Below are 16,656 nucleotides of genomic sequence, written 5' to 3'. Positions count from 1 at the left end.
GGCCTCCGGTCAGGGCGGCCAGGGGGTGAGGGGGAGGTCGGGCGGGGACCACGCGGTGAGGGGACCGTCGAACGGTACCGGGAGCACGTCGGCGAACGGCGGTGCCTCGGGCAGGACGCGCGTCGCCGGGAACAGCGGCCCGGTGGCGGGGAGCACGCGGGCCTGGGGTGCCTCCCCGCACGGCGCGGGCGGCCGTGTTGCCGGGCTCCGGTCCGGGGTGCGCGGAGGGGGCCCGGTCGGCCTCGCCTGGCGGGCCGGCCGCTCGGTCCGGACCGGTGGCGCGTACCGTCCGTCCGCAGTGTCCGCCCGGGGAACCGGCGCCTCGTCGGCGGCTCCGGCCGCGTCCTCCGAGGACGAGACCCCGAGTACGCGGTCGATCTCGTCGGGGGTGAGCCGGTGGTCGGCGTCGGCCACGGCGATGAGCACCTCGGCGTACAGCTCGATCTCGTCCAGCGCGACGTGGTCGTGGAGGATGGCGTGGTCGCGCGGACGCGGTTCCGTGTCGTGTTCCACGTGCGCTCACCTCCCGGCGACAACGGTGTCGCGGAAGGGGTGCCGGCCCCCGACGGGGCTGACGTGGTCCCGGGCGCGACGAAACCGGGTCCACGCGGCATGGGTTCTCAGGCTACGCGGGCACGCGGGCCCGCGCATGACCCGTGAGGACCAGAGAAGGAGTCACCCGTGTTAGCCAGAAGCGGCCGGCGCGGGTGCTTCCGGACCGCCCGCTCCCACTCCCCGGCGACGTCCTATTCCCAGGTGACGTCCTGGTGCTGGGCGGCGAGCGCCGCGTAGTGGGACGGCGTGTGCTGTAGCACGAGCCGGTCGTCGTCGTTCAGTTCGCGGATCACCTTGCCGGGCACGCCCGCCCACAGGGTGTCCGGCGGGACGGTCTTGCCGGGCGGGACGAGGGAGCCCGCCGCGACCAGCGCGCCCCGGCCCACGCGTGCACCGCCCAGGACGATCGCGCCGATGCCGATGAGCGCGCCCTCCTCCACGACCGCGCCGTGCACCATCGCCTTGTGGCCCAGGCTCACGTCGTCGTGCAGGACGGCGGGCTCCCCCGGATCGGAGTGCATGCCGCACTGGTCCTGGATGTTGACCCTCTCCCCGACGACGACGTCCTCGGTGTCGGCGCGCAGTACCGACCCGTACCAGACGCTGCTCCCGGCGCCCAGGCGCACGCGGCCCACCACGACCGCGCCGGGCGCGATCCACGCGGTGGGGTGGACCTCTGGCCGTCCGAACCCGGCGCCGCCCACACGCGGCCCCGCGGTCCCGTGCCCCGTCTCCCTCTCCGTCGTGCCCATCGCGTGGTCCTCCCTGAGTCTCTGCCGCCGTGTCCGCTCCCCCGTCGGGAGCCGGATCAGCGGGAAGTTGACCGCTCTGCCCCCGTACGGGGATGATCGCGCATACCTTAGTAAGAACGTGACCAGGGGCCGCACGGCGATGTATCCGGTCGGGAATCTTGACGCGGTCGCGTCGCGCGTGTCTACCTTGGTCGTTTGGACGGTGTCCACGACGTTACGCTCCGCCCTCGACCGAAGCCCCATACGGCCGAGCCGGCGCGGAAAAGGACACTATCGGGCGGATGTCGCTAACAGGACCCGATGGGTGTCCTTGTGACAATGGGTACGGGTCAACTCTCACCTTCTGCGACGTGCAGTCGAAACGGTGTTAAGGACATGAAAGGCACATGAGCGATATGTTGCCGGGCGGCGGACTGCAGCAAGACAGGTTCCCGACAGTGCGCAAGGGCGGCTACGACAAGGCGCACGTCGACGACTACTACGTACGGATGGACAACCAGGTCAAGAGCCTCCGCGAGCGCCTGCAGCGGTTGGACGACGAGCTGGAGCAGTACAAGCGCGACCTCGCCATCGCCCGCGAGAAGGCCCAGGTCAAGCCTGAGCACGAACAGATCAGCGAACGCATGGCCGAGATCCTGCGGATCGCCGAGGAGGAGGCCAAGGAGCGTCGCTCCAGGGTCGAGTCCGAGGTGAGGGAGATCGAGAAGAAGGCCCAGGAGGAGATCGCCAAGCACCGAAGGGACGCCGAGCAGCACGCGGAGCGGGTCGTCTCCTCCGCGCGCTCGGAGGCCAACGAGATGGTCGACAGCGCCAAGAAGGAGGCCGACCAGCTCCGCGACCAGGCCAAGCAGGAGGGCGAGCGCCGTCTGAGCGAGGCCGAGGCGCGCGCGAAGAAGATCCACGACACGGCGGACCGCAGGCTCGCCACGCTCACCGCCACGCACTCCGAGGCGCTGCGCCGCCTCAAGGACATGCACTCGACCCTGGCCGACCTGGTCGCGGCCGAGGACCGGGCGGGCGCGCTGGAGGCGGGCCTCTCCCGGGAGCGGGAGGAGGCCTCCGCGCCGGCTCAGAAGGGTGGCCAGGGCGGTCAGGCCAAGCCCGGCCAGGCGGCTCAGAACAAGCCCGCACAGGCGGCCCGGCCCGACCAGAAGCCCGCGCAGGCGGCCCAGCCCGCCTCCGGCAAGCCGGAGGAGGCCGGGGCGAAGGCCCAGGAGCGCGGTGCCGAGGGCTCACGTCCCGAGCCCGCCCAGGCTGCCGGGCCCGAGCCGGAGCGCGAGGAGGAGTCGACCGAGGCGACCACCAAGCTGCCTCCGCTCCAGCAGGAGTCCGACGAGGCGACCGTGCGCATCAAGCCGGTGGCCAAGCCGGAGCAGGGCGGACAGGACTCCCCGAAGGCCGGACAGGCCCCGTCCGGGGAGGAGCGGCAGGGTGACCAGGCCGCGCCCCGTCCTCCGCAGGGCGCCCGCTTCAACGCCCCCGCGCCGGGGAGCGCCCAGGGCCGGCAGCAGGCGCGGTCCGGTCCGCAGCAGGGCGACTCGGGCCCGCAGGCCCCCGCGGGCGACCCGGGCATCACCGGTGTCTACCGGCATCCGGAGTCCGGCCAGGGCCAGCAGCCCGCCTCGGGCCAGGGCCGGCAGCCCGGACCGGACCAGCAGTCCGGACCGAACCAGCCTCCCAAGGGCGACGAGGGCGTGCGGATCATCCGCAAGCCGTAGAGACGCCCCGACCCGACCCGCGCCGCCCGTGTGCCGTGCGCCGCGACGGCGGGGAACCGGTACTCCGGCCCCCGCACGGAACGGTTCTCCGGGGGTGGGGACGTCGTCCCCGCCCCCTGGTGTTTTGTGGCCGGTTGTAGGGTGACGTCCGCCTTGTCGCAGGCTGTCGGTTACGATGCCGTCAGCCATGATTATCCGCGCGGCCATCAGGTCCGACCTCGGTGCGATTCTGCGTCTGCTCAGGGAACTCGGCGACGCCACCCACGCGCAGAGCGCTCATGTTCGCATGTCCTCCGCGGCCGTGCGCGCCTGGACGAGGATGGAGAACGACCCCGGCCGCACGGTCCTCGTCGCCGAGCAGCGCGGGCAGATCATCGGCACCCTGGGCCTTCTGGTGGTGGCCAACCTGACCCATGACGCCCAGCCCTGGGCGGTGGTGGACAACCTCGTGGTCGACCCCCTCACCCGCGGCAGGGGCATCGGCCGGGCCCTGATGGAGGACGCGCTGGACCGCGCGACGCAGGCCGGGTGCTACAAGGTCGAGCTGCTGTCCCACGAGAGCAGGCACGGCGCCCACCGTTTCTACGCCTCGCTGGGCTTCGACCACTCCGCCGAGGGCTTCCGCCGCTACCTCTGACCGGATCCCCGGTCCCTGCGGTCCCCGCCACCACCGCGCTGAACGCGGCCGCGCCCGCTCCGGACTCATGTAAACACTGCTTACCTGTCAAAACGATATCTCTCCCCACGTTTCGGTATGCGCGGAGTCTTCGAAGGTGCCAACCTGGAGGACCGCAAGCCAGATCACAGCCGTCAAGGGGTGTGTAGATGGACCGTCCGGAGGAAACCGGAGGTGGTTCCGGGCCGACGCGAGGCCGGGAGGCCACGAGGGCCCGCATCCTCGCCAGCGCCAAGGAGCTGTTCACCAACGAGGGGTACGGCTCGGTGTCGTCGAGGATGATCGCCTCGCACGCGGGGGTCAACGTCGCGCTGATCAACCGCTACTTCGGGGCCAAACGCGGACTGCTCACCGAGATCCTCCGCGAGGACGGCGTCTTCCCCGGGCTGATCGAGGGCGACCCCGCCACCCTCACGCGGCGCCTGGCCGAGCACGCGGTGAGCCGCCTGCACGGCGAGGGCACCGCGCTCCAGCGCGCCCTGGACGACTCCGCGGGCGATCCCGACCTGCAGGCGGTCTACCAGGGACGGATCACCAGCGCGATGATCGATCCCCTGGAGGCCTACCTGGGCACGGACGGCGCACGGGCGCACGCGTCCCTGATGGCCGCGGTGATGCTGGGACTGACCCGTGTGCGGCTGGTCGAGGGGGCGACGGCGCTGCGCGCCCTGGACCGCGAGCTGCTCACGGACCGGCTCCGGGTCCTGCTGGACCTGTGCCTGGAGGACTTCGGCGAACCGGGGGCTCCGGAGGAGCCGGAGGGGCCGCGGGGTACGGAAGGGGTCGGGGAGGGCTGAGGGTCGGCGGGTTTTTCCGGGGAGCACGCGAACACGGTGTCCGCAGGGCGGGGCTGGGGCCTCGGCGACACGTTCTTGCCGCTTCGGCAAAGGACCTCGCGCATCGCCGGACCCGCGTGGAGAGTGGGGCTCGGAGGTGGTGGACATGACCCGGGAACACCCGGAGAACCCCTCGCTCGAGGACATGGGCGAGGACTTCTGGAACGAGCGCTACCGCTCGGAGAAGCGGATCTGGAGCGCGAACCCCAACCGCCACCTGGTGGCCGAGGCCGCGGACCTGGCGCCGGGCCGGGCACTGGACGTGGGCAGCGGAGAGGGCGCCGACGCGCTCTGGCTGGCCGAGCGCGGCTGGAGGGTGACCGCGGTCGACATCTCGGCCGTGGCGCTGGAGAAGGGCGGTGCCCACGCCCGCGAACGCGGCGGGGACGTGGCCGGGCGGATCACGTGGACGCGTGCGGACGTGACCGCGTGGACTCCGCCCGAGGACGCGTTCGACCTGGTGACGTCGCAGTTCATGCACCTGGGGCCGGGAGACCGCGCGCGGCTCTTCCCGGCGCTGGCCTCGGCGGTCGCGCCCGGGGGAGAGCTCCTGGTCGTCGCACACCATCCCCGGGACCTGGAGGAGGGTGTGCCGCGTCCGCCGATCCCCGAGATGTTCTACACGGGCGACGAGGTGGTGGCGGCCCTGCCGGAGGGGGAGTGGACCGTGCTGGTCGACGAGGCGCGCCCGGGGACGTCCACCATGGACGGGGTGGCCCACACCGTGCACGACCTGGTCGTCCGCGCCCGCCGACACGCCTGACCGCGTCCGCGGGGACGGCCGGCCCCCGGGCCGTCCCCGCGGACGGATCCGTCAGTCGCGGAGCAGGGCCACCACGTCGATCTCCACCAGGATGTTCGCCAGATCAGATCCCACGGTGGTGCGCACGGGGTAGGGAGCCGTGAAGTGCTTCTCGTACACGGCGTTGAACTCGGCGAAGTCCGACTTGAGGTTCTCCAGGTGGACGGTCGCCTTCACGACGTCGTCGAGGGTCAGGCCGTGCTCGGCGAGGACGGCGGAGACGTTGGCCAGCACCTGGGCGGTCTGCTCGCCCACGGTCGGCGCCACCCGGCCGGTCCCGGGCTCCTGCGGTCCGAAGCCCGCGGTGTACAGGAACCCGCCCGCGACGACTCCCTGGCTGTACGCGCCGGCCGGGGCGGGGGCGCTGTCGGTGCGGATCGCCTTCTTGGACATCCGTGGACTCCTTCGATGGGGGTGTGGCTCACCGGGTGTCGCGTGCGTGTTCACGCGCCGGCGCCCGCGCCGACCTCTGGCGGTTACGGGCCCATTTAGTGGAAACAAAGTTATCAATTGTCTTTCCGACAGCGTATCTTGGGCCGCACCGACACACTGGTGACGGCGCGCCGCCATCGGCGATCGGCACTTCGATCGGAGGAACAGTGCAGTCCGAGACCGTACTCACCGGGGGACGGGTGGTCGACGGCACCGGCGGGCCCTCCCGCCGCGCCGACCTCGTCCTCCGCCAGGGCCGCATCAGCGGCGTCCTCCCGCCCGGCAACGCGCGCACCGCCGGCGCCGTCGTCGACGTGGACGGGCTCGTGGTCGCCCCCGGCTTCATCGACATGCACTCCCACTCGGACCTGGCCGTCCTCGCCGACCCCGCGCACGAGGCCAAGACCCTCCAGGGCGTCACCCTGGAGGTCCTCGGCCAGGACGGACTCGGCTACGCCCCCGTCACCGACGACACCGTCGAGGAACTCCGCGCCCAGCTCGCCGGATGGAACGGCAGGCCCCGCCTGGACCACTCCTGGCGCACCGTCGGCGAGTACCTGGACCGGATCGACGCGGGCTCCCCGGTCAACGCCGCCTGCCTCGTCCCCCAGGGAAACGTCCGCATGATGGTCGTCGGCGGCGAGGACCGCCCGCCCACCCCCGGCGAACTCGACCGCATGCGCCGGATCGTCGCCCAGGGCATGGACGACGGGGCGCACGGCCTCTCCACCGGCCTGACCTACACCCCCGGCATGTACGCCACCGACGACGAGATCACCGCCCTGCTCGCACCCGTCCACGCCGCGGGCGGCTACTACTGCCCCCACCACCGCAACTACGGCTCCCGGGTCGTGGAGTCCTACCAGGAGTGCCTGGAGGTCGCCCGCCGCGCCCACGTGGCCCTGCACCTCGCGCACTGCCACGTCAACTTCCCCCGGAACCGCGGCCGCGCACCCGAGGTCCTCGACGCCATCGACGAGGCCACCGTCCGCTACGGGCTCGACGTCACCCTGGACAGCTATCCCTACCGGGCCAGCGCCACCCACCTCGGCGCACCGCTGCCCGGCTGGGCACAGGCCGGCGGCACCGCCGCCACCCTGGAGCGCCTGCGCGACGCGCCCACCAGGGCACGCATCCTGCACGAGATCGAGGTCGAGGGCACCGACGGCAACCACGGCGTCCCCATGGACTGGTCGGCCATCGTCGTCACCGGCGTCGGAGACCCCGCCCTGTCCTGGGCCGTCGGCTCATCCGTCGCCGACCTCGCCGAGAAGCGCGGCGAGGAGCCCGCCGGCCTCTACGCGGACCTGCTCGTGGCCGACGAGCTGCGCGGCGGCTGCCTGCTCCAGGTCGGCAACGAGGAGAACATCCGCACCATCATGCGGCACAGCTCCCACACCGCCGGCAGCGACGGCATCCTCGCCGGCGCCAAGCCGCATCCGCGCGGCTGGGGCACCTTCCCCCGCTATCTCGGCCACTACGTGCGCGAACTCGGTGTGCTCACCCTGGAGGAGTGCGTCCGCCACCTCACCTCGCGGCCCGCCCGCAGACTCGGCCTCACCGACCGGGGCGTCGTCCAGACGGGGGCGGTCGCCGACCTGGTGGTCTTCGATCCCGACACCGTGGCCGCGCGCGCCACCTACGAGGAGCCCCGCCTCGCGCCCCAGGGCATCCACCACGTCCTCGTGTCCGGGGAGTTCACCGTCCGGGACGGGCACCGCACCGACCGCCTCCCCGGCCGATCCGTTCGGAGGAACCGCTGATGACCGACCGCCGAAACGACACCGGGGGCGGGCCGACGGGCGGGACCGACGTCGTCTGCGTCGGGGAGACCATGGCCGTGCTCGCCTCCTCCGATGCGCTCAACGCCGGAACGAAGCTCGTCGTGGGCACCGGCGGCGCCGAGTCCAACGTGGCGGTCGCCCTGGCCCGCCTGGGGCACACCGCCGCCTGGGTCAGCCGGGTCGGCGACGACCCCTTCGGCAGGATCGTCACCGAGTCCGTCGCCGAGTGGGGCGTGGACGTGCGCGGTGTGGAGGTGGACCCCGGGCGTCCCACCGGCCTGTACGTCAAGGACACCGCCCCGGGCGGCGCGGGGGTGCTGTACTACCGCGCCGGGTCGGCCGCGTCCGCGCTGTCGGCCGCCGACGCCGACAGGGTGCGGTCGCTGGGCGCACGCGCCGTCCACCTGTCGGGCATCACCCCGGCGCTGTCCGCGAGGGCCGCCGCGCTCGTGGAGCACCTGCTGGACCACGGGGCCGGGGACGGCGTGCTGCGCTCCTTCGACGTCAACCACCGGCCCGCCCTGTGGCCGCCGGAGGCCGCCGCGCCGGTGCTGCTCGACCTCGCACGCCGCGCGGACGTGGTGTTCGTGGGCCGGGACGAGGCCGAGCGGCTGTGGGGCACCCCGACCGCCGAGGACGTGCGGGCGGTGCTGCCCGGGGTCCCGGTGCTGGTGGTCAAGGACGCCGAGCACGGCGCGACCTGCTTCGACGCGGACGGCGCGGTGTTCGTGCCGTCCCCTCCGGTGAACGTGGTCGAGGCGGTCGGCGCGGGCGACGCGTTCGCCGCGGGGTTCCTGTCCGGGCTGCTCGACGGCCTGCCCGTGGAGCGGCGGCTGGCCCTCGGCCACGCGGTCGCCGGCGCGGTGCTGTGCTCACCCGGGGACACCCTGGAGGCCCTGCCCGAGGGCGTCGCCGGGATCCGCGGGAACGCGGGGCGGTGACGCGCCGGTCCGGCGGTGGTCAGCCGATGACGATGGCTCCCGCGAGGACCGGGTCGCCGAAGCTCACCGAGCCGTGCCCGGAGGCCAGGGCGCGGCTGCCCTGGCAGCTCGTTCCGGCGAAGAGGGCGAACTTGACCTTGCTCTCCGTGGCGATCCCGGTGACGCCGCCCTGTCCGGTCTTGAGGGTGCGGCATCCCCCGTTCTCCAGGGTCTGCTCGTAGCCGGACTCGAACGTGACCCGGACCGGGGGAGCCTGGTCCTCTTCTCTGCTCGACAGTCCGGCGATCGCTCCGGCGATGGTGGCGGACATGGTGGCGAGGTTCGCAGGGCGGATCGGCACGTGATTCCCCTTCTCTGCCGGGCTCGCACGGGCACGACGGCTCCTGGCGAGTACTGAGTTGGTTACTCTGTGTCATTTAGCTACAGGATCACGCGAACCGAGCGGAGCCCGGGCGGAGTGTCGTCGGATTTCTCGGGGCCGTACCGGTCCGGGGGGTGCCGGCCCGGCCCCGGAGGACGTGCCGCCGGCCCCGGACAACGCGCCGGTCCGGGCCCGGACGCGCGTTGTCGGCCACGGAAGGGGCGGATAGGATGCGGTCCTGCCGCGAGCGAGGAGGGAGGGTGCCATGAGTCTCGTGCTCACGTTCTTCGAGTTCCTCATGCTGGGCGTCGTCCCGGCCGAGCTCCTCCCGTCCCCCGCCACCCTGGCCCTGCTGCTGGCCACCGTCGGCACGGCCGTCGCCCTGTGCGTCCTGTGCGGCGCCGCTCCGCGGCCCGCGGGCGACACGGCCACGCGCACGGCGCACGCGATGCGCCGCAGGTCGGCGCGTATGCCCGTGCTCGCCCTCCGCGACCCCGACGCGCCCGGACGGCCCCGTCCGAGAGCACCCGGCGCGGCCCTTCCGGCCGCTCGCTGACCGCTTCCGCGCCTTCCCGAGCGGCCTGACGTCTGTTCCTCCCGTACCGGACGAAGGGCCATCCGACCTTGTACAGCTTCGGGCCGATCGCGGCCGCCATGACCCTGCTCTCGACAACCCTCGCCACCCTCACCTCGCTGCTCACGCCCCTCACCGCGGGCCTGGCGGCGGGACTCGCCGTCGTGGCCCTGACCGTGGCCGTGCGCCTGCTGCTCGTCCCCCTCGGCGTGATGCAGGTCCGCGCGGAGAAGGCCCGCGCGCGCCTGGCCCCACGACTGGCCGAGATCAACGCCGAGCACGGCAAGAACCCCGAGAAGCTCGTCGCCGAGCAGCGCAGGGTCTACACCGAGGCGGGGACCTCACCGCTGGCGGGATGCCTGCCCTCCCTGGCGCAGATGCCCGTCGTGGTCGCGCTCTACGGTGTCTTCATCGGGGCCGGGGGCGTCGACGAGCCGATGCTCGACCACACCTTCGGCGGTGTCGAGCTGGGGGCGACCATGCTGGCCGGCGCCGACGGCCTGTCCGTGGCGCCGGTGTTCGCCGTCGTCATCGCCCTGATCGCCCTGATCGCCCTCGTGGCCTGGGCGAGCCGCCGCTACCTCATGCTGCCCGTCATGCGGGCGAACGCGGCCGCCAACCCGAACCAGCCGCAACCGGGCTTCCTGAGCTACATGCAGTTCACGACCGTGGTGGTGGCCGCCCTCGTGCCGCTGGCCGCTGGCCTGTACCTGCTGACCTCCGGCGCCTGGGCGCTGGGCGAGCGGCTCCTCCTGCGCCGGGTCATCCCCGACTGAGCGGGGACACGGCGGCTCCGTCCCTCCCCGGGCGCGTCCGGATCCCGCGCCCGGGGAGGGGCCGGCGTCAGAAGTCGACGCTGACGCAGGCCAGGCGGTCCCCCGCGGTGCCCGCCTCGCCGGGCCCGGTGCTGGTGTGGTGCTCGTGCAGCACCAGGGACCGGGCCTCGCCCTCACGGAACTCCCAGTCCACCGTGGCGGTGGCGTAGGCGTTGCCGCTCTCGTCGGTGGTGAAGTCCAGCCAGACCTCGTTCTCGGGGTTGGCGTAGGCGGGATCGGAGGACGGCTCGCCCCCGGTCGCGGCCGGATCGGCCTCGTTCTGGTAGTGGGGGCCCGCGTCCCCGGGCTTCTCGCCGCAGGGCCGGGTGTGCACGTGGGCGCCGAACTCGCGGTCGGGCGCCAGGCCGGTGCCGGTGAACTGCACGTAGGTCTCGCCCTCCTGCTCGCGTACCTGCACGTCGGAGGTGGCGCCCGGGGGCACGGCCGTCTCGTCGTAGGTGATGGCGCCCGTGCCCTCGCCGGGCGGCAGGAAGGTGGAGGCGGTCACCATGGGGGAGGCGGTGGGACGGGTCCCCGAGGTGGCCTCGGGGGTGGCGGAGCCGTCGTCGGCGGCGGGCTCGGGCCGCGCGCATCCGGAGGCGAGGATCGCTGTCAGGGCCAGGCCGACAGCGAGTGGTGTCATGCGCATGACGGAACTCCCGGTGTGTTCTCGGTGTCGCCCGCAAGACTACTCAAAGTATCCGGAGGGTGACTAGACGTGCGGAGCGCGATCTGCCGGGGGCGGGAAGGACGTCCTGAGGGTGAAGGCCTCCGGAGTGGGACCGTGCTCGCGCAACAGGTCCAGGCGCCTTCCGGCCTCCTCGACTGTGGGGATCGTACCGCTGGGAACCCACCACAGGGCCAGGTACGCCTCCTCGATGCGCTCGAACCACTCCCGGCGGCCGCGCAGCAGTTCCAGGTGCTCGCTCCGGTACGTGAAGTTCCACAGCGACTCCACGTCCTCCCAGACGGAGTAGTTGATCAGGAGCGCGTCACCGAAGGGGCGCAGGCCGGTGGCGTCCCCCGCACCCTCCTCCACCAGCCGCCACACGAATCCGGGCGCCTCGTCGGCCAGGGCGTTGACGGGGTCGATCCGTTCGGCGAACCCCGCCATGGAGGGGTCGTCGAGGGGTGCCTTCAGGACGCCGACGTTGATCTGGGCCAGGTGGTGGCCGGAGGAGGGGGTCTCGTTCATGTGGCACAGCACACCATGGCCCGGGCTTCTATGTCAACGTTCATTGTTTTTGGAGATCACCACGCAGCAGCGGTCCGGCCGGGCGTCCATCCGGGCGCGTTCGCCGTCCTCGCCGCGCCCCTCCAGCATCCCGCGCAACAGCTCCAGGTTCAGGCCGCAGGCCAGCGGCGGGAAGGCGCGCGCCAGGGTGTGGAAGGGGCAGTTGCGCAGCCGCACGGCACCGTCTCCGGCGCCGTCCTCCACCCCCTCCCCGGGCTCGTAGCCCCGTGCGCGCAGCAGTTCGTCGAGCGGCTCGCCCCGGTGCCCGGCCCCGATCCGGCGGCCCTCCTCGCGCGCGGCCGCGTGCAGGGACTCCTCGGCGCCGTGGCGCTCCACCGCCTCCGCCAGCACGTGCGCGGCCAGCTCGTAGTCCCTCGGGGGCAGGTGCAGGGACAGCTCCCCGGCGGAGCGCCGGTACAGCTTGGCCGGACGTCCCGAGCCCGGCCCCTCACGGCCGCTCACCTTGCGCAGGGACACCTCCAGCAGCCCGGCGTCCGCCAGCCGGTCCAGGTGGTGCGCGGCCAGGGTGCGCTGGATGCCGAGCGCTTCGGCGGCCTGGGCGCGGCCGACCTCGCCGCTCTGCGCCACGTACTCGTACAGCCTGCGGCGCACGGGGTCGGCCAGGGTCCGCGCCGCGTCGATCGAGGAGTCGTCCATGCCCCCATTGTCCGCGCGCGGACCCGCCGGGTGGTCTGCGCCGGGTGATCCGGTGCCGTCACCGGGATGGGACACTGGTGGACGACCACGACCCCTGCCGAACAGGCGACATGCGAACGATCAGACGCGGCGGCGAGCACGAGCTGGAGATCAGGAAGTCACGCTTCATCTGCGCGCTGGCCAGGGTGGACGGTGAGGAAGCCGCACGCGCCTTCATCGCCGAGCGCCGCAAGGAGCACTGGAGCGCCAACCACAACTGCACCGCCTACGTGCTCGGCGACGAGGGCGGCGTGCAGCGCTCCAGCGACGACGGCGAGCCCGCCGGGACCGCCGGGGTGCCCATGCTCGAGGTGCTGCGGCACCGGCGGCTCACCGACACCGTCGCCGTGGTCACCCGCTACTTCGGCGGGGTCAAGCTCGGCGCGGGCGGGCTGATCCGGGCCTACGGCAGCGCGGTGTCCGCCGCCGTGGACGAGTTCGGGGTCCTGGAACGCCGCCGGCTCCTCGTCGTGGACGTGTTCGCCGACTACGTGCTCGGCGGACGCCTGGAGAGCGACCTGCGCGACTCCTCCCTGGACGTGCGCGACGTCGCCTACGCCGACCGGGTCCGCATCGAGGTGGCCCTGCCCGAGGACGGGCTTCCCCGCTTCGAGCTGCGCCTGGCCGAGCTGACCGGCGGCAGGGCGGAGTTCGAGGTGAGGGGCACCACGGTCGTGGAGGTGGAACCCTGATCCCCGCGGTACGGCGACGTTCCACCCCCGTAACGAGTGAGGGTCGGCGGTGTCGGCATATCCTGGCTCAGCTTAGGATTTTGCCGTAAACATCATCTTTCGTGGGGAGAAACCTTCCATGCGCAGCTCACGGGTGCCCCAGGCCCTGACCTGTGGCCTCGCGGTGCTGCTGGTCGCCGCGTGCACAGGCGATCCGGAACTCCCCGAACCCGGACCGGAGGAGGAGCCGAGCCCGGTTCCCACCGTCTTCGACGGGGAGGCCCCGCCCGGGATCGAGGGCGAGGTGCTGCGGTACCTGCACGGTGACACCGCGGACGTCCACGAGATCCTCGCCGACCCCCTCGGAGTGCGGATCAGCCCCGTCGGAGACGCCCTCCTCATCAGCTCCGGCAGCGAGGACCGCCACCTCCTGCACGACGCCGCCACCGGCGAGACCCTGTGGGAGGGCGAGGCCCGCTTCGGCGGGTTCGACACCGACCGCGACGGCGAACGGGTCCTGCTCATGGCGGAGGCCGACGGGGCCCCGTTCGTCCTGGACGCCCGCGGCGAGCGGCTGTGGGAGCCCGCCGAGAAGGGCGACGCCTACCTGGACGGCCTCGCCGTGCGCCGCCCCGGCGGATGGAGCTCGCAGGAGCCCCACGGCGCCTTCTCGCTGCTGGACCCCGGGGGCGACGAGCTGTGGTCCTACGAGTTCGAGGCCCCGCCCGGCCCCGAGGCCGAGGAGGGCTCCGAGGAGGCGGAGGACACGGAGCCCGCCGGGGACGCCTCGGAGGAGTCCGGAGAAGGGGTCGGGGAGGAGCCCGACCTGGGCGTACCCGTGGCCGCCCGGGACGGCCTGGTGCTGCTCGCCTCCGGCGGCCCCACCCTGCACGCGTACTCCGTCGACCCCGACGCCGGGGCGGACTCCGACACCGACACCGACGGCGCCGCCGCGGGCGATGAGCTCTGGACGGTCGACGGCGGGGACGCGGACCTGGGCCTGCCCACCTCCGCGCCCGTTCCCGCGCCGCAGGTGATCGGCTTCTATCCGCTGCCCGGTTCCGAGGGCGGGTCGGCGCCGGAGGAGGACCCCGGCGAGGGCGGGGAGGACACCGGAGGCGACGGGGAGACCGCGGCCGGAGAGGACGGGGAGGTCCTGCTGCTGCGCTGGGCCCAGTCCGAGACGCCCTCCATGCTCTCCGCGCACGATCCCGAGACCGGCGACCTGCTGTGGACCCTGGAGGAGCCGGGCGCGAACCCGGTCGTCGGACCGTTCGAACCGGCCGGGGTCGCGGGCAGCCTGTACGACGACACCACCGGCACCCTCCTGCTGCCCCAGGCCGGCGGCGAGGCCCCCGTGGTCGCGATCGACCTGGCCGCCGGAGAGGTCCTGTGGGGCCTGGAGGAGGACGCGGGAGCCATCTCCCCGGCCTTCGCCTTCGACGGGCTCGTCTACGGGGACTCCCGTGCCAGCACGGGCGGGGACCGGCAACTCGTGCTCGACGCGGTCACCATGGACGTGGTCGAGGACGAGATGCCCGCGTACGTGGAGGCGGTCACCGAGAGCGGGCACGCCGTTCTCGTCCAGGGCCGGCAGCGCTTCGTCTACGGTCCGCCCCCGGAGGACGGGGAGGAGTCCGGGGAACCCTCGGACGGGGCCACCGGCTCTCCCGGCGCGGCCGACTGACGGCCGCACCCGGCATCCCCGGGCGCCCCGGCGGCCACCGCCCCGGGGCCTGTTTCCTTGAGGCCGCGCCGTACCCCGCCCCGTGCTCGGACACCGGAGGTAGGGGAACCCCCGGCCCCTGCGGTGTAGCCGCGCCTGCCTCACGGACGCACACGCGGAACCCGGCGGCGATGGCCGGGGCGGCGAGGGCCCTCGTCGGCAACTGGGACTCCCTGCCCATGGCCGCCTGGTTCGGGGAAGATCCCGTGGAGGAGGGCGCTCCGGCGCAGGAGCCCGGTGAGGAACAGCGCCGCCCGGGCCCGGTGGGCAAGGAGCCGCAGGAGAGCGCGTCGCCCTCCGACGACCCCTCCGAGGAGGCGTCCGAGAGCCCCGGGGAGGACGACGGGGAAGAGGAGGACGGGGACGGCTCCGGGACCGCCGGCGACGGCACCATCACCATCACCCGCCTGGTGGAGCTGCACCGCACCAGCGGCGTGGGCACCCCTCCCTGGTAGCCGAAGGGACCGAACGTGAACGGAAGAGACACGTCGAAGACCCTCGTCCGCGGGGCCGCCGCGGCACTGGGCCTGGCCCTGGCCGCGACGGCGGCCGGCTCCGCGCCCGCCGTCGCCGCCTCCTACGGCGGCCAGTGCGGCGGCGGGTACCAGGTGGTCAACAAGGCCGCCATCAGCGGAGGCACCGTCTTCCTGGCCTACAGCGGCTCCACCGGCAAGAACTGCGCCGTGGTGGTGCGGTCCAGCCCGGGAGGCGCCGTGGACATGGACGCGGCGCTCAAGCGCAGCGACTCCACCTCGTGGCAGACCGATCCGGGCGACTGGACGGAGTACGCCGGACCGGTCTACGTCGAGGCCGCGGGCCAGTGCGTGGACTGGGGCGGGGCGATCGGCGACGAGTGGGTCGTGCGCAACGGCACCAACTGCGGCTGACCCCTCGCGCCACCGCCCCGCCGTCCGGAACGGGGGCGCAGGCGTGCGGTGCGGGAGCCCGTTCGGCCAGCGCGTACAGGGGGAGCCCGAAGCGCGCACACGTACACGCCGGCACGGCGCCGCCGAGCAGCACGTCCGACCACAGGCCCGAGGTTCCGTGGATGGTCGCCGCGGCCTGGGTCAGGGGCAGGTAGATCAGGTAGATACGGCAGGCCGGGCGCGACCGAGCCGGCGGCCGGGGCCGGCAGCGGCAGGCGGGTACGCGCCAGGGGAAGGACCGCCGCGACGTGGCTCGGGGCGAAGGGCACGTCGCCGTCCGCTCCCTCCGGTTCGCCCGGCCCCTATCCCCCGTTCAGGTACGGGTAGGTGGCCAGGGTGCCCCCGATGAGGACGTAGACCTCGTAGGGGGTGATCGCGGGGCCCTCCGCCGACGCGCCGCCACCGCCCGCGGCGTAGCAGAGGTAGGGGGCCCTGTCCTCGCCCGGTGTGACGGCCACGACGTCGTCCATGTCGCAGTACACCGCCTCGACGCCGTGGTCGAAGCGGATGGTGTCCTCGACGACCGCGCGCACGGTGGGCAGCTCCGGGTACTCGAACCGGAAGGTGACGCCTCCGTCGCCGTCCTCGGCCAGGGCCGGGAACCGCATGTCCAGGCCGCCGTAGGTGAGGGTGCAGGTGTAGCTCCGCCCGGCGGCCTCCTCCATCCGCTCAGGGCACACGGCGGCGCTGCCCGGGGCGGCGTGGGAGGCCTTGCGGGACACCTCCGCCAGCAGGAGCCAGGCCACCCGTTCGGGCAGGGGCGCGGAGTCCCCGGGCTCGGGCGGTAGGGCGGACTCGTCCATCCGGGGCCTGGAGGAGGGGACGGGCTTCTCGACGAGGAGCCCCGCGAGCTCCTCCTGGGACAACTGGTCCGCGGGTCCGTCCTCCGCGGCGGTGTCCTCGGCGGACTCCTCCGAGGGGGCCGAGGCCTGGGCGGGTTCCTCCCCGCCGCCGCAGGCGGACAGGGAGAGCGCGAGCGCGAGGGAGGCCACCGGAGTGAGGGGGAGGCGGCTGTCACGGGGGAAGAAGGGCATTTCTGTCCTTTTCATCCTTGGTGGGGGGCGAGGGAGCGGAAGGTGCCGCAGGTCGCGAAGCGCGTGGGTGGCCCGTGTGTCCAAGTCTCGTCACTCTGCGTCGGTTCGCCGGATACCCGGAGT

General features: G+C 73.3%; 21 protein-coding genes. 12 read left to right on the top strand and 9 right to left on the bottom strand.

The window, feature by feature from the left end; translation table 11 throughout:
• Window positions 1-9: 9 nt before the first annotated feature.
• Window positions 10-513, bottom strand: coding sequence for a hypothetical protein (locus NOSIN_RS20445; RefSeq protein WP_077692300.1), 504 nt, complete (start codon window positions 511-513; stop codon window positions 10-12).
• A gap of 233 nt (window positions 514-746) precedes the next feature.
• A complete protein-coding gene (locus NOSIN_RS20440) occupies window positions 747-1,307 on the bottom strand; it encodes a gamma carbonic anhydrase family protein (RefSeq protein ID WP_077692299.1) in 561 nt (186 codons plus the stop codon).
• A gap of 395 nt (window positions 1,308-1,702) precedes the next feature.
• On the opposite strand from NOSIN_RS20440, the gene NOSIN_RS20435 reads away from it, so the two are divergent.
• From NOSIN_RS20435 to NOSIN_RS20420, 4 genes are all read left to right on the top strand, one after another.
• Entirely contained in the window at window positions 1,703-3,025 is a 1,323-nt protein-coding gene (locus NOSIN_RS20435; protein WP_077692298.1) for an ATP synthase F0 subunit B, read from the top strand.
• Window positions 3,026-3,212: 187 nt separating this feature from the next.
• Entirely contained in the window at window positions 3,213-3,662 is a 450-nt protein-coding gene (locus NOSIN_RS20430; RefSeq protein ID WP_077692297.1) for a GNAT family N-acetyltransferase, read from the top strand.
• Window positions 3,663-3,850: 188 nt separating this feature from the next.
• On the top strand, window positions 3,851-4,498 hold the full coding sequence (locus tag NOSIN_RS20425; RefSeq protein WP_077692296.1) for a TetR/AcrR family transcriptional regulator: 648 nt from the start codon (window positions 3,851-3,853) through the stop codon (window positions 4,496-4,498).
• A gap of 145 nt (window positions 4,499-4,643) precedes the next feature.
• Window positions 4,644-5,300, top strand: a complete 657-nt coding sequence (locus NOSIN_RS20420; RefSeq protein WP_077693682.1) for an SAM-dependent methyltransferase — start codon at window positions 4,644-4,646, stop codon at window positions 5,298-5,300.
• Between the two features lie 51 nt (window positions 5,301-5,351).
• Here the strand turns inward: NOSIN_RS20420 and NOSIN_RS20415 are convergent, their stop codons facing one another.
• Entirely contained in the window at window positions 5,352-5,732 is a 381-nt protein-coding gene (locus NOSIN_RS20415; protein ID WP_077692295.1) for a RidA family protein, read from the bottom strand.
• 206 nt (window positions 5,733-5,938) lie between these two features.
• On the opposite strand from NOSIN_RS20415, the gene NOSIN_RS20410 reads away from it, so the two are divergent.
• Both NOSIN_RS20410 and NOSIN_RS20405 read left to right on the top strand, forming a co-directional pair.
• Entirely contained in the window at window positions 5,939-7,534 is a 1,596-nt protein-coding gene (locus tag NOSIN_RS20410; protein ID WP_077692294.1) for an N-acyl-D-amino-acid deacylase family protein, read from the top strand.
• Window positions 7,534-8,496 (top strand): sugar kinase, encoded by a 963-nt coding sequence (locus NOSIN_RS20405; protein ID WP_077692293.1) that lies wholly within the window; start codon window positions 7,534-7,536, stop codon window positions 8,494-8,496. Before NOSIN_RS20410 ends, NOSIN_RS20405 begins: the two co-directional genes overlap by 1 nt.
• Window positions 8,497-8,515: 19 nt before the next feature.
• Here NOSIN_RS20405 and NOSIN_RS20400 read toward each other — a convergent pair whose 3' ends face one another.
• Window positions 8,516-8,836 (bottom strand): hypothetical protein, encoded by a 321-nt coding sequence (locus tag NOSIN_RS20400; RefSeq protein ID WP_077692292.1) that lies wholly within the window; start codon window positions 8,834-8,836, stop codon window positions 8,516-8,518.
• Window positions 8,837-9,122: 286 nt separating this feature from the next.
• Between NOSIN_RS20400 and NOSIN_RS20395 the strand changes: the two genes are divergently transcribed.
• Window positions 9,123-9,413 carry a DUF6412 domain-containing protein gene (locus tag NOSIN_RS20395; RefSeq protein WP_077692291.1) on the top strand — a complete coding sequence of 97 codons (291 nt, stop codon included), beginning with the start codon at window positions 9,123-9,125 and terminating at the stop codon, window positions 9,411-9,413.
• Window positions 9,414-9,481: 68 nt separating this feature from the next.
• A complete protein-coding gene (locus NOSIN_RS20390) occupies window positions 9,482-10,207 on the top strand; it encodes a YidC/Oxa1 family membrane protein insertase (protein ID WP_077692290.1) in 726 nt (241 codons plus the stop codon).
• A gap of 67 nt (window positions 10,208-10,274) precedes the next feature.
• Here NOSIN_RS20390 and NOSIN_RS20385 read toward each other — a convergent pair whose 3' ends face one another.
• The 3 genes from NOSIN_RS20385 to NOSIN_RS20375 form a co-directional block, all read right to left on the bottom strand.
• A complete protein-coding gene (locus tag NOSIN_RS20385) occupies window positions 10,275-10,895 on the bottom strand; it encodes a superoxide dismutase family protein (RefSeq protein WP_077692289.1) in 621 nt (206 codons plus the stop codon).
• 63 nt (window positions 10,896-10,958) lie between these two features.
• Complete coding sequence (locus NOSIN_RS20380) at window positions 10,959-11,453, bottom strand: DUF3291 domain-containing protein (RefSeq protein WP_077692288.1); 495 nt, start codon at window positions 11,451-11,453, stop codon at window positions 10,959-10,961.
• Window positions 11,454-11,474: 21 nt separating this feature from the next.
• Entirely contained in the window at window positions 11,475-12,137 is a 663-nt protein-coding gene (locus NOSIN_RS20375; protein ID WP_077692287.1) for a helix-turn-helix transcriptional regulator, read from the bottom strand.
• 110 nt (window positions 12,138-12,247) lie between these two features.
• On the opposite strand from NOSIN_RS20375, the gene NOSIN_RS20370 reads away from it, so the two are divergent.
• From NOSIN_RS20370 to NOSIN_RS20355, 4 genes are all read left to right on the top strand, one after another.
• Complete coding sequence (locus NOSIN_RS20370) at window positions 12,248-12,868, top strand: YigZ family protein (RefSeq protein ID WP_077692286.1); 621 nt, start codon at window positions 12,248-12,250, stop codon at window positions 12,866-12,868.
• Between the two features lie 118 nt (window positions 12,869-12,986).
• On the top strand, window positions 12,987-14,534 hold the full coding sequence (locus NOSIN_RS20365; protein WP_077692285.1) for a PQQ-binding-like beta-propeller repeat protein: 1,548 nt from the start codon (window positions 12,987-12,989) through the stop codon (window positions 14,532-14,534).
• A 170-nt stretch (window positions 14,535-14,704) separates the two neighbouring features.
• Complete coding sequence (locus NOSIN_RS20360) at window positions 14,705-15,028, top strand: hypothetical protein (protein ID WP_193371955.1); 324 nt, start codon at window positions 14,705-14,707, stop codon at window positions 15,026-15,028.
• Between the two features lie 15 nt (window positions 15,029-15,043).
• A complete protein-coding gene (locus tag NOSIN_RS20355; protein ID WP_077692284.1) occupies window positions 15,044-15,460 on the top strand; it encodes a spore-associated protein A in 417 nt (138 codons plus the stop codon).
• Here the strand turns inward: NOSIN_RS20355 and NOSIN_RS26885 are convergent.
• Together NOSIN_RS26885 and NOSIN_RS20350 are read right to left on the bottom strand one after the other, a co-directional pair.
• Window positions 15,373-15,768: a DUF4184 family protein gene (locus NOSIN_RS26885; RefSeq protein ID WP_236743406.1), complete on the bottom strand. Its 396-nt coding sequence runs from the start codon at window positions 15,766-15,768 to the stop codon at window positions 15,373-15,375. The two genes, NOSIN_RS20355 and NOSIN_RS26885, sit on opposite strands and share 88 nt — an antisense overlap.
• 33 nt (window positions 15,769-15,801) lie before the next feature.
• Window positions 15,802-16,533 carry a hypothetical protein gene (locus NOSIN_RS20350; protein ID WP_077692283.1) on the bottom strand — a complete coding sequence of 244 codons (732 nt, stop codon included), beginning with the start codon at window positions 16,531-16,533 and terminating at the stop codon, window positions 15,802-15,804.
• Between the last annotated feature and the right edge of the window lie 123 nt (window positions 16,534-16,656).

Origin of the sequence: Nocardiopsis sinuspersici (assembly GCF_001998325.1) — a bacterium.
GTDB lineage: Bacteria > Actinomycetota > Actinomycetes > Streptosporangiales > Streptosporangiaceae > Nocardiopsis > Nocardiopsis sinuspersici.
The sequence above is the reverse complement of the archived record's forward strand: the minus strand, read 5'-3'. Positions and strand labels throughout refer to the sequence as shown.

Bases quoted from the DNA above. Each gene is read 5' to 3' on its own strand.
- NOSIN_RS20350 (WP_077692283.1), bottom strand. From the start codon at position 16,533: ATGCCCTTCTTCCCCCGTGACAGCCGCCTCCCCCTCACTCCGGTGGCC.
- NOSIN_RS20435 (WP_077692298.1), top strand. From the start codon at position 1,703: ATGTTGCCGGGCGGCGGACTGCAGCAAGACAGGTTCCCGACAGTGCGC.
- NOSIN_RS20370 (WP_077692286.1), top strand. From the start codon at position 12,248: ATGCGAACGATCAGACGCGGCGGCGAGCACGAGCTGGAGATCAGGAAG.
- NOSIN_RS20440 (WP_077692299.1), bottom strand. From the start codon at position 1,307: ATGGGCACGACGGAGAGGGAGACGGGGCACGGGACCGCGGGGCCGCGT.
- NOSIN_RS20430 (WP_077692297.1), top strand. From the start codon at position 3,213: ATGATTATCCGCGCGGCCATCAGGTCCGACCTCGGTGCGATTCTGCGT.
- NOSIN_RS20405 (WP_077692293.1), top strand. From the start codon at position 7,534: ATGACCGACCGCCGAAACGACACCGGGGGCGGGCCGACGGGCGGGACC.
- NOSIN_RS20375 (WP_077692287.1), bottom strand. From the start codon at position 12,137: ATGGACGACTCCTCGATCGACGCGGCGCGGACCCTGGCCGACCCCGTG.
- NOSIN_RS20425 (WP_077692296.1), top strand. From the start codon at position 3,851: ATGGACCGTCCGGAGGAAACCGGAGGTGGTTCCGGGCCGACGCGAGGC.
- NOSIN_RS20360 (WP_193371955.1), top strand. From the start codon at position 14,705: ATGGCCGGGGCGGCGAGGGCCCTCGTCGGCAACTGGGACTCCCTGCCC.
- NOSIN_RS20365 (WP_077692285.1), top strand. From the start codon at position 12,987: ATGCGCAGCTCACGGGTGCCCCAGGCCCTGACCTGTGGCCTCGCGGTG.
- NOSIN_RS20385 (WP_077692289.1), bottom strand. From the start codon at position 10,895: ATGCGCATGACACCACTCGCTGTCGGCCTGGCCCTGACAGCGATCCTC.
- NOSIN_RS20420 (WP_077693682.1), top strand. From the start codon at position 4,644: ATGACCCGGGAACACCCGGAGAACCCCTCGCTCGAGGACATGGGCGAG.
- NOSIN_RS20415 (WP_077692295.1), bottom strand. From the start codon at position 5,732: ATGTCCAAGAAGGCGATCCGCACCGACAGCGCCCCCGCCCCGGCCGGC.
- NOSIN_RS20395 (WP_077692291.1), top strand. From the start codon at position 9,123: ATGAGTCTCGTGCTCACGTTCTTCGAGTTCCTCATGCTGGGCGTCGTC.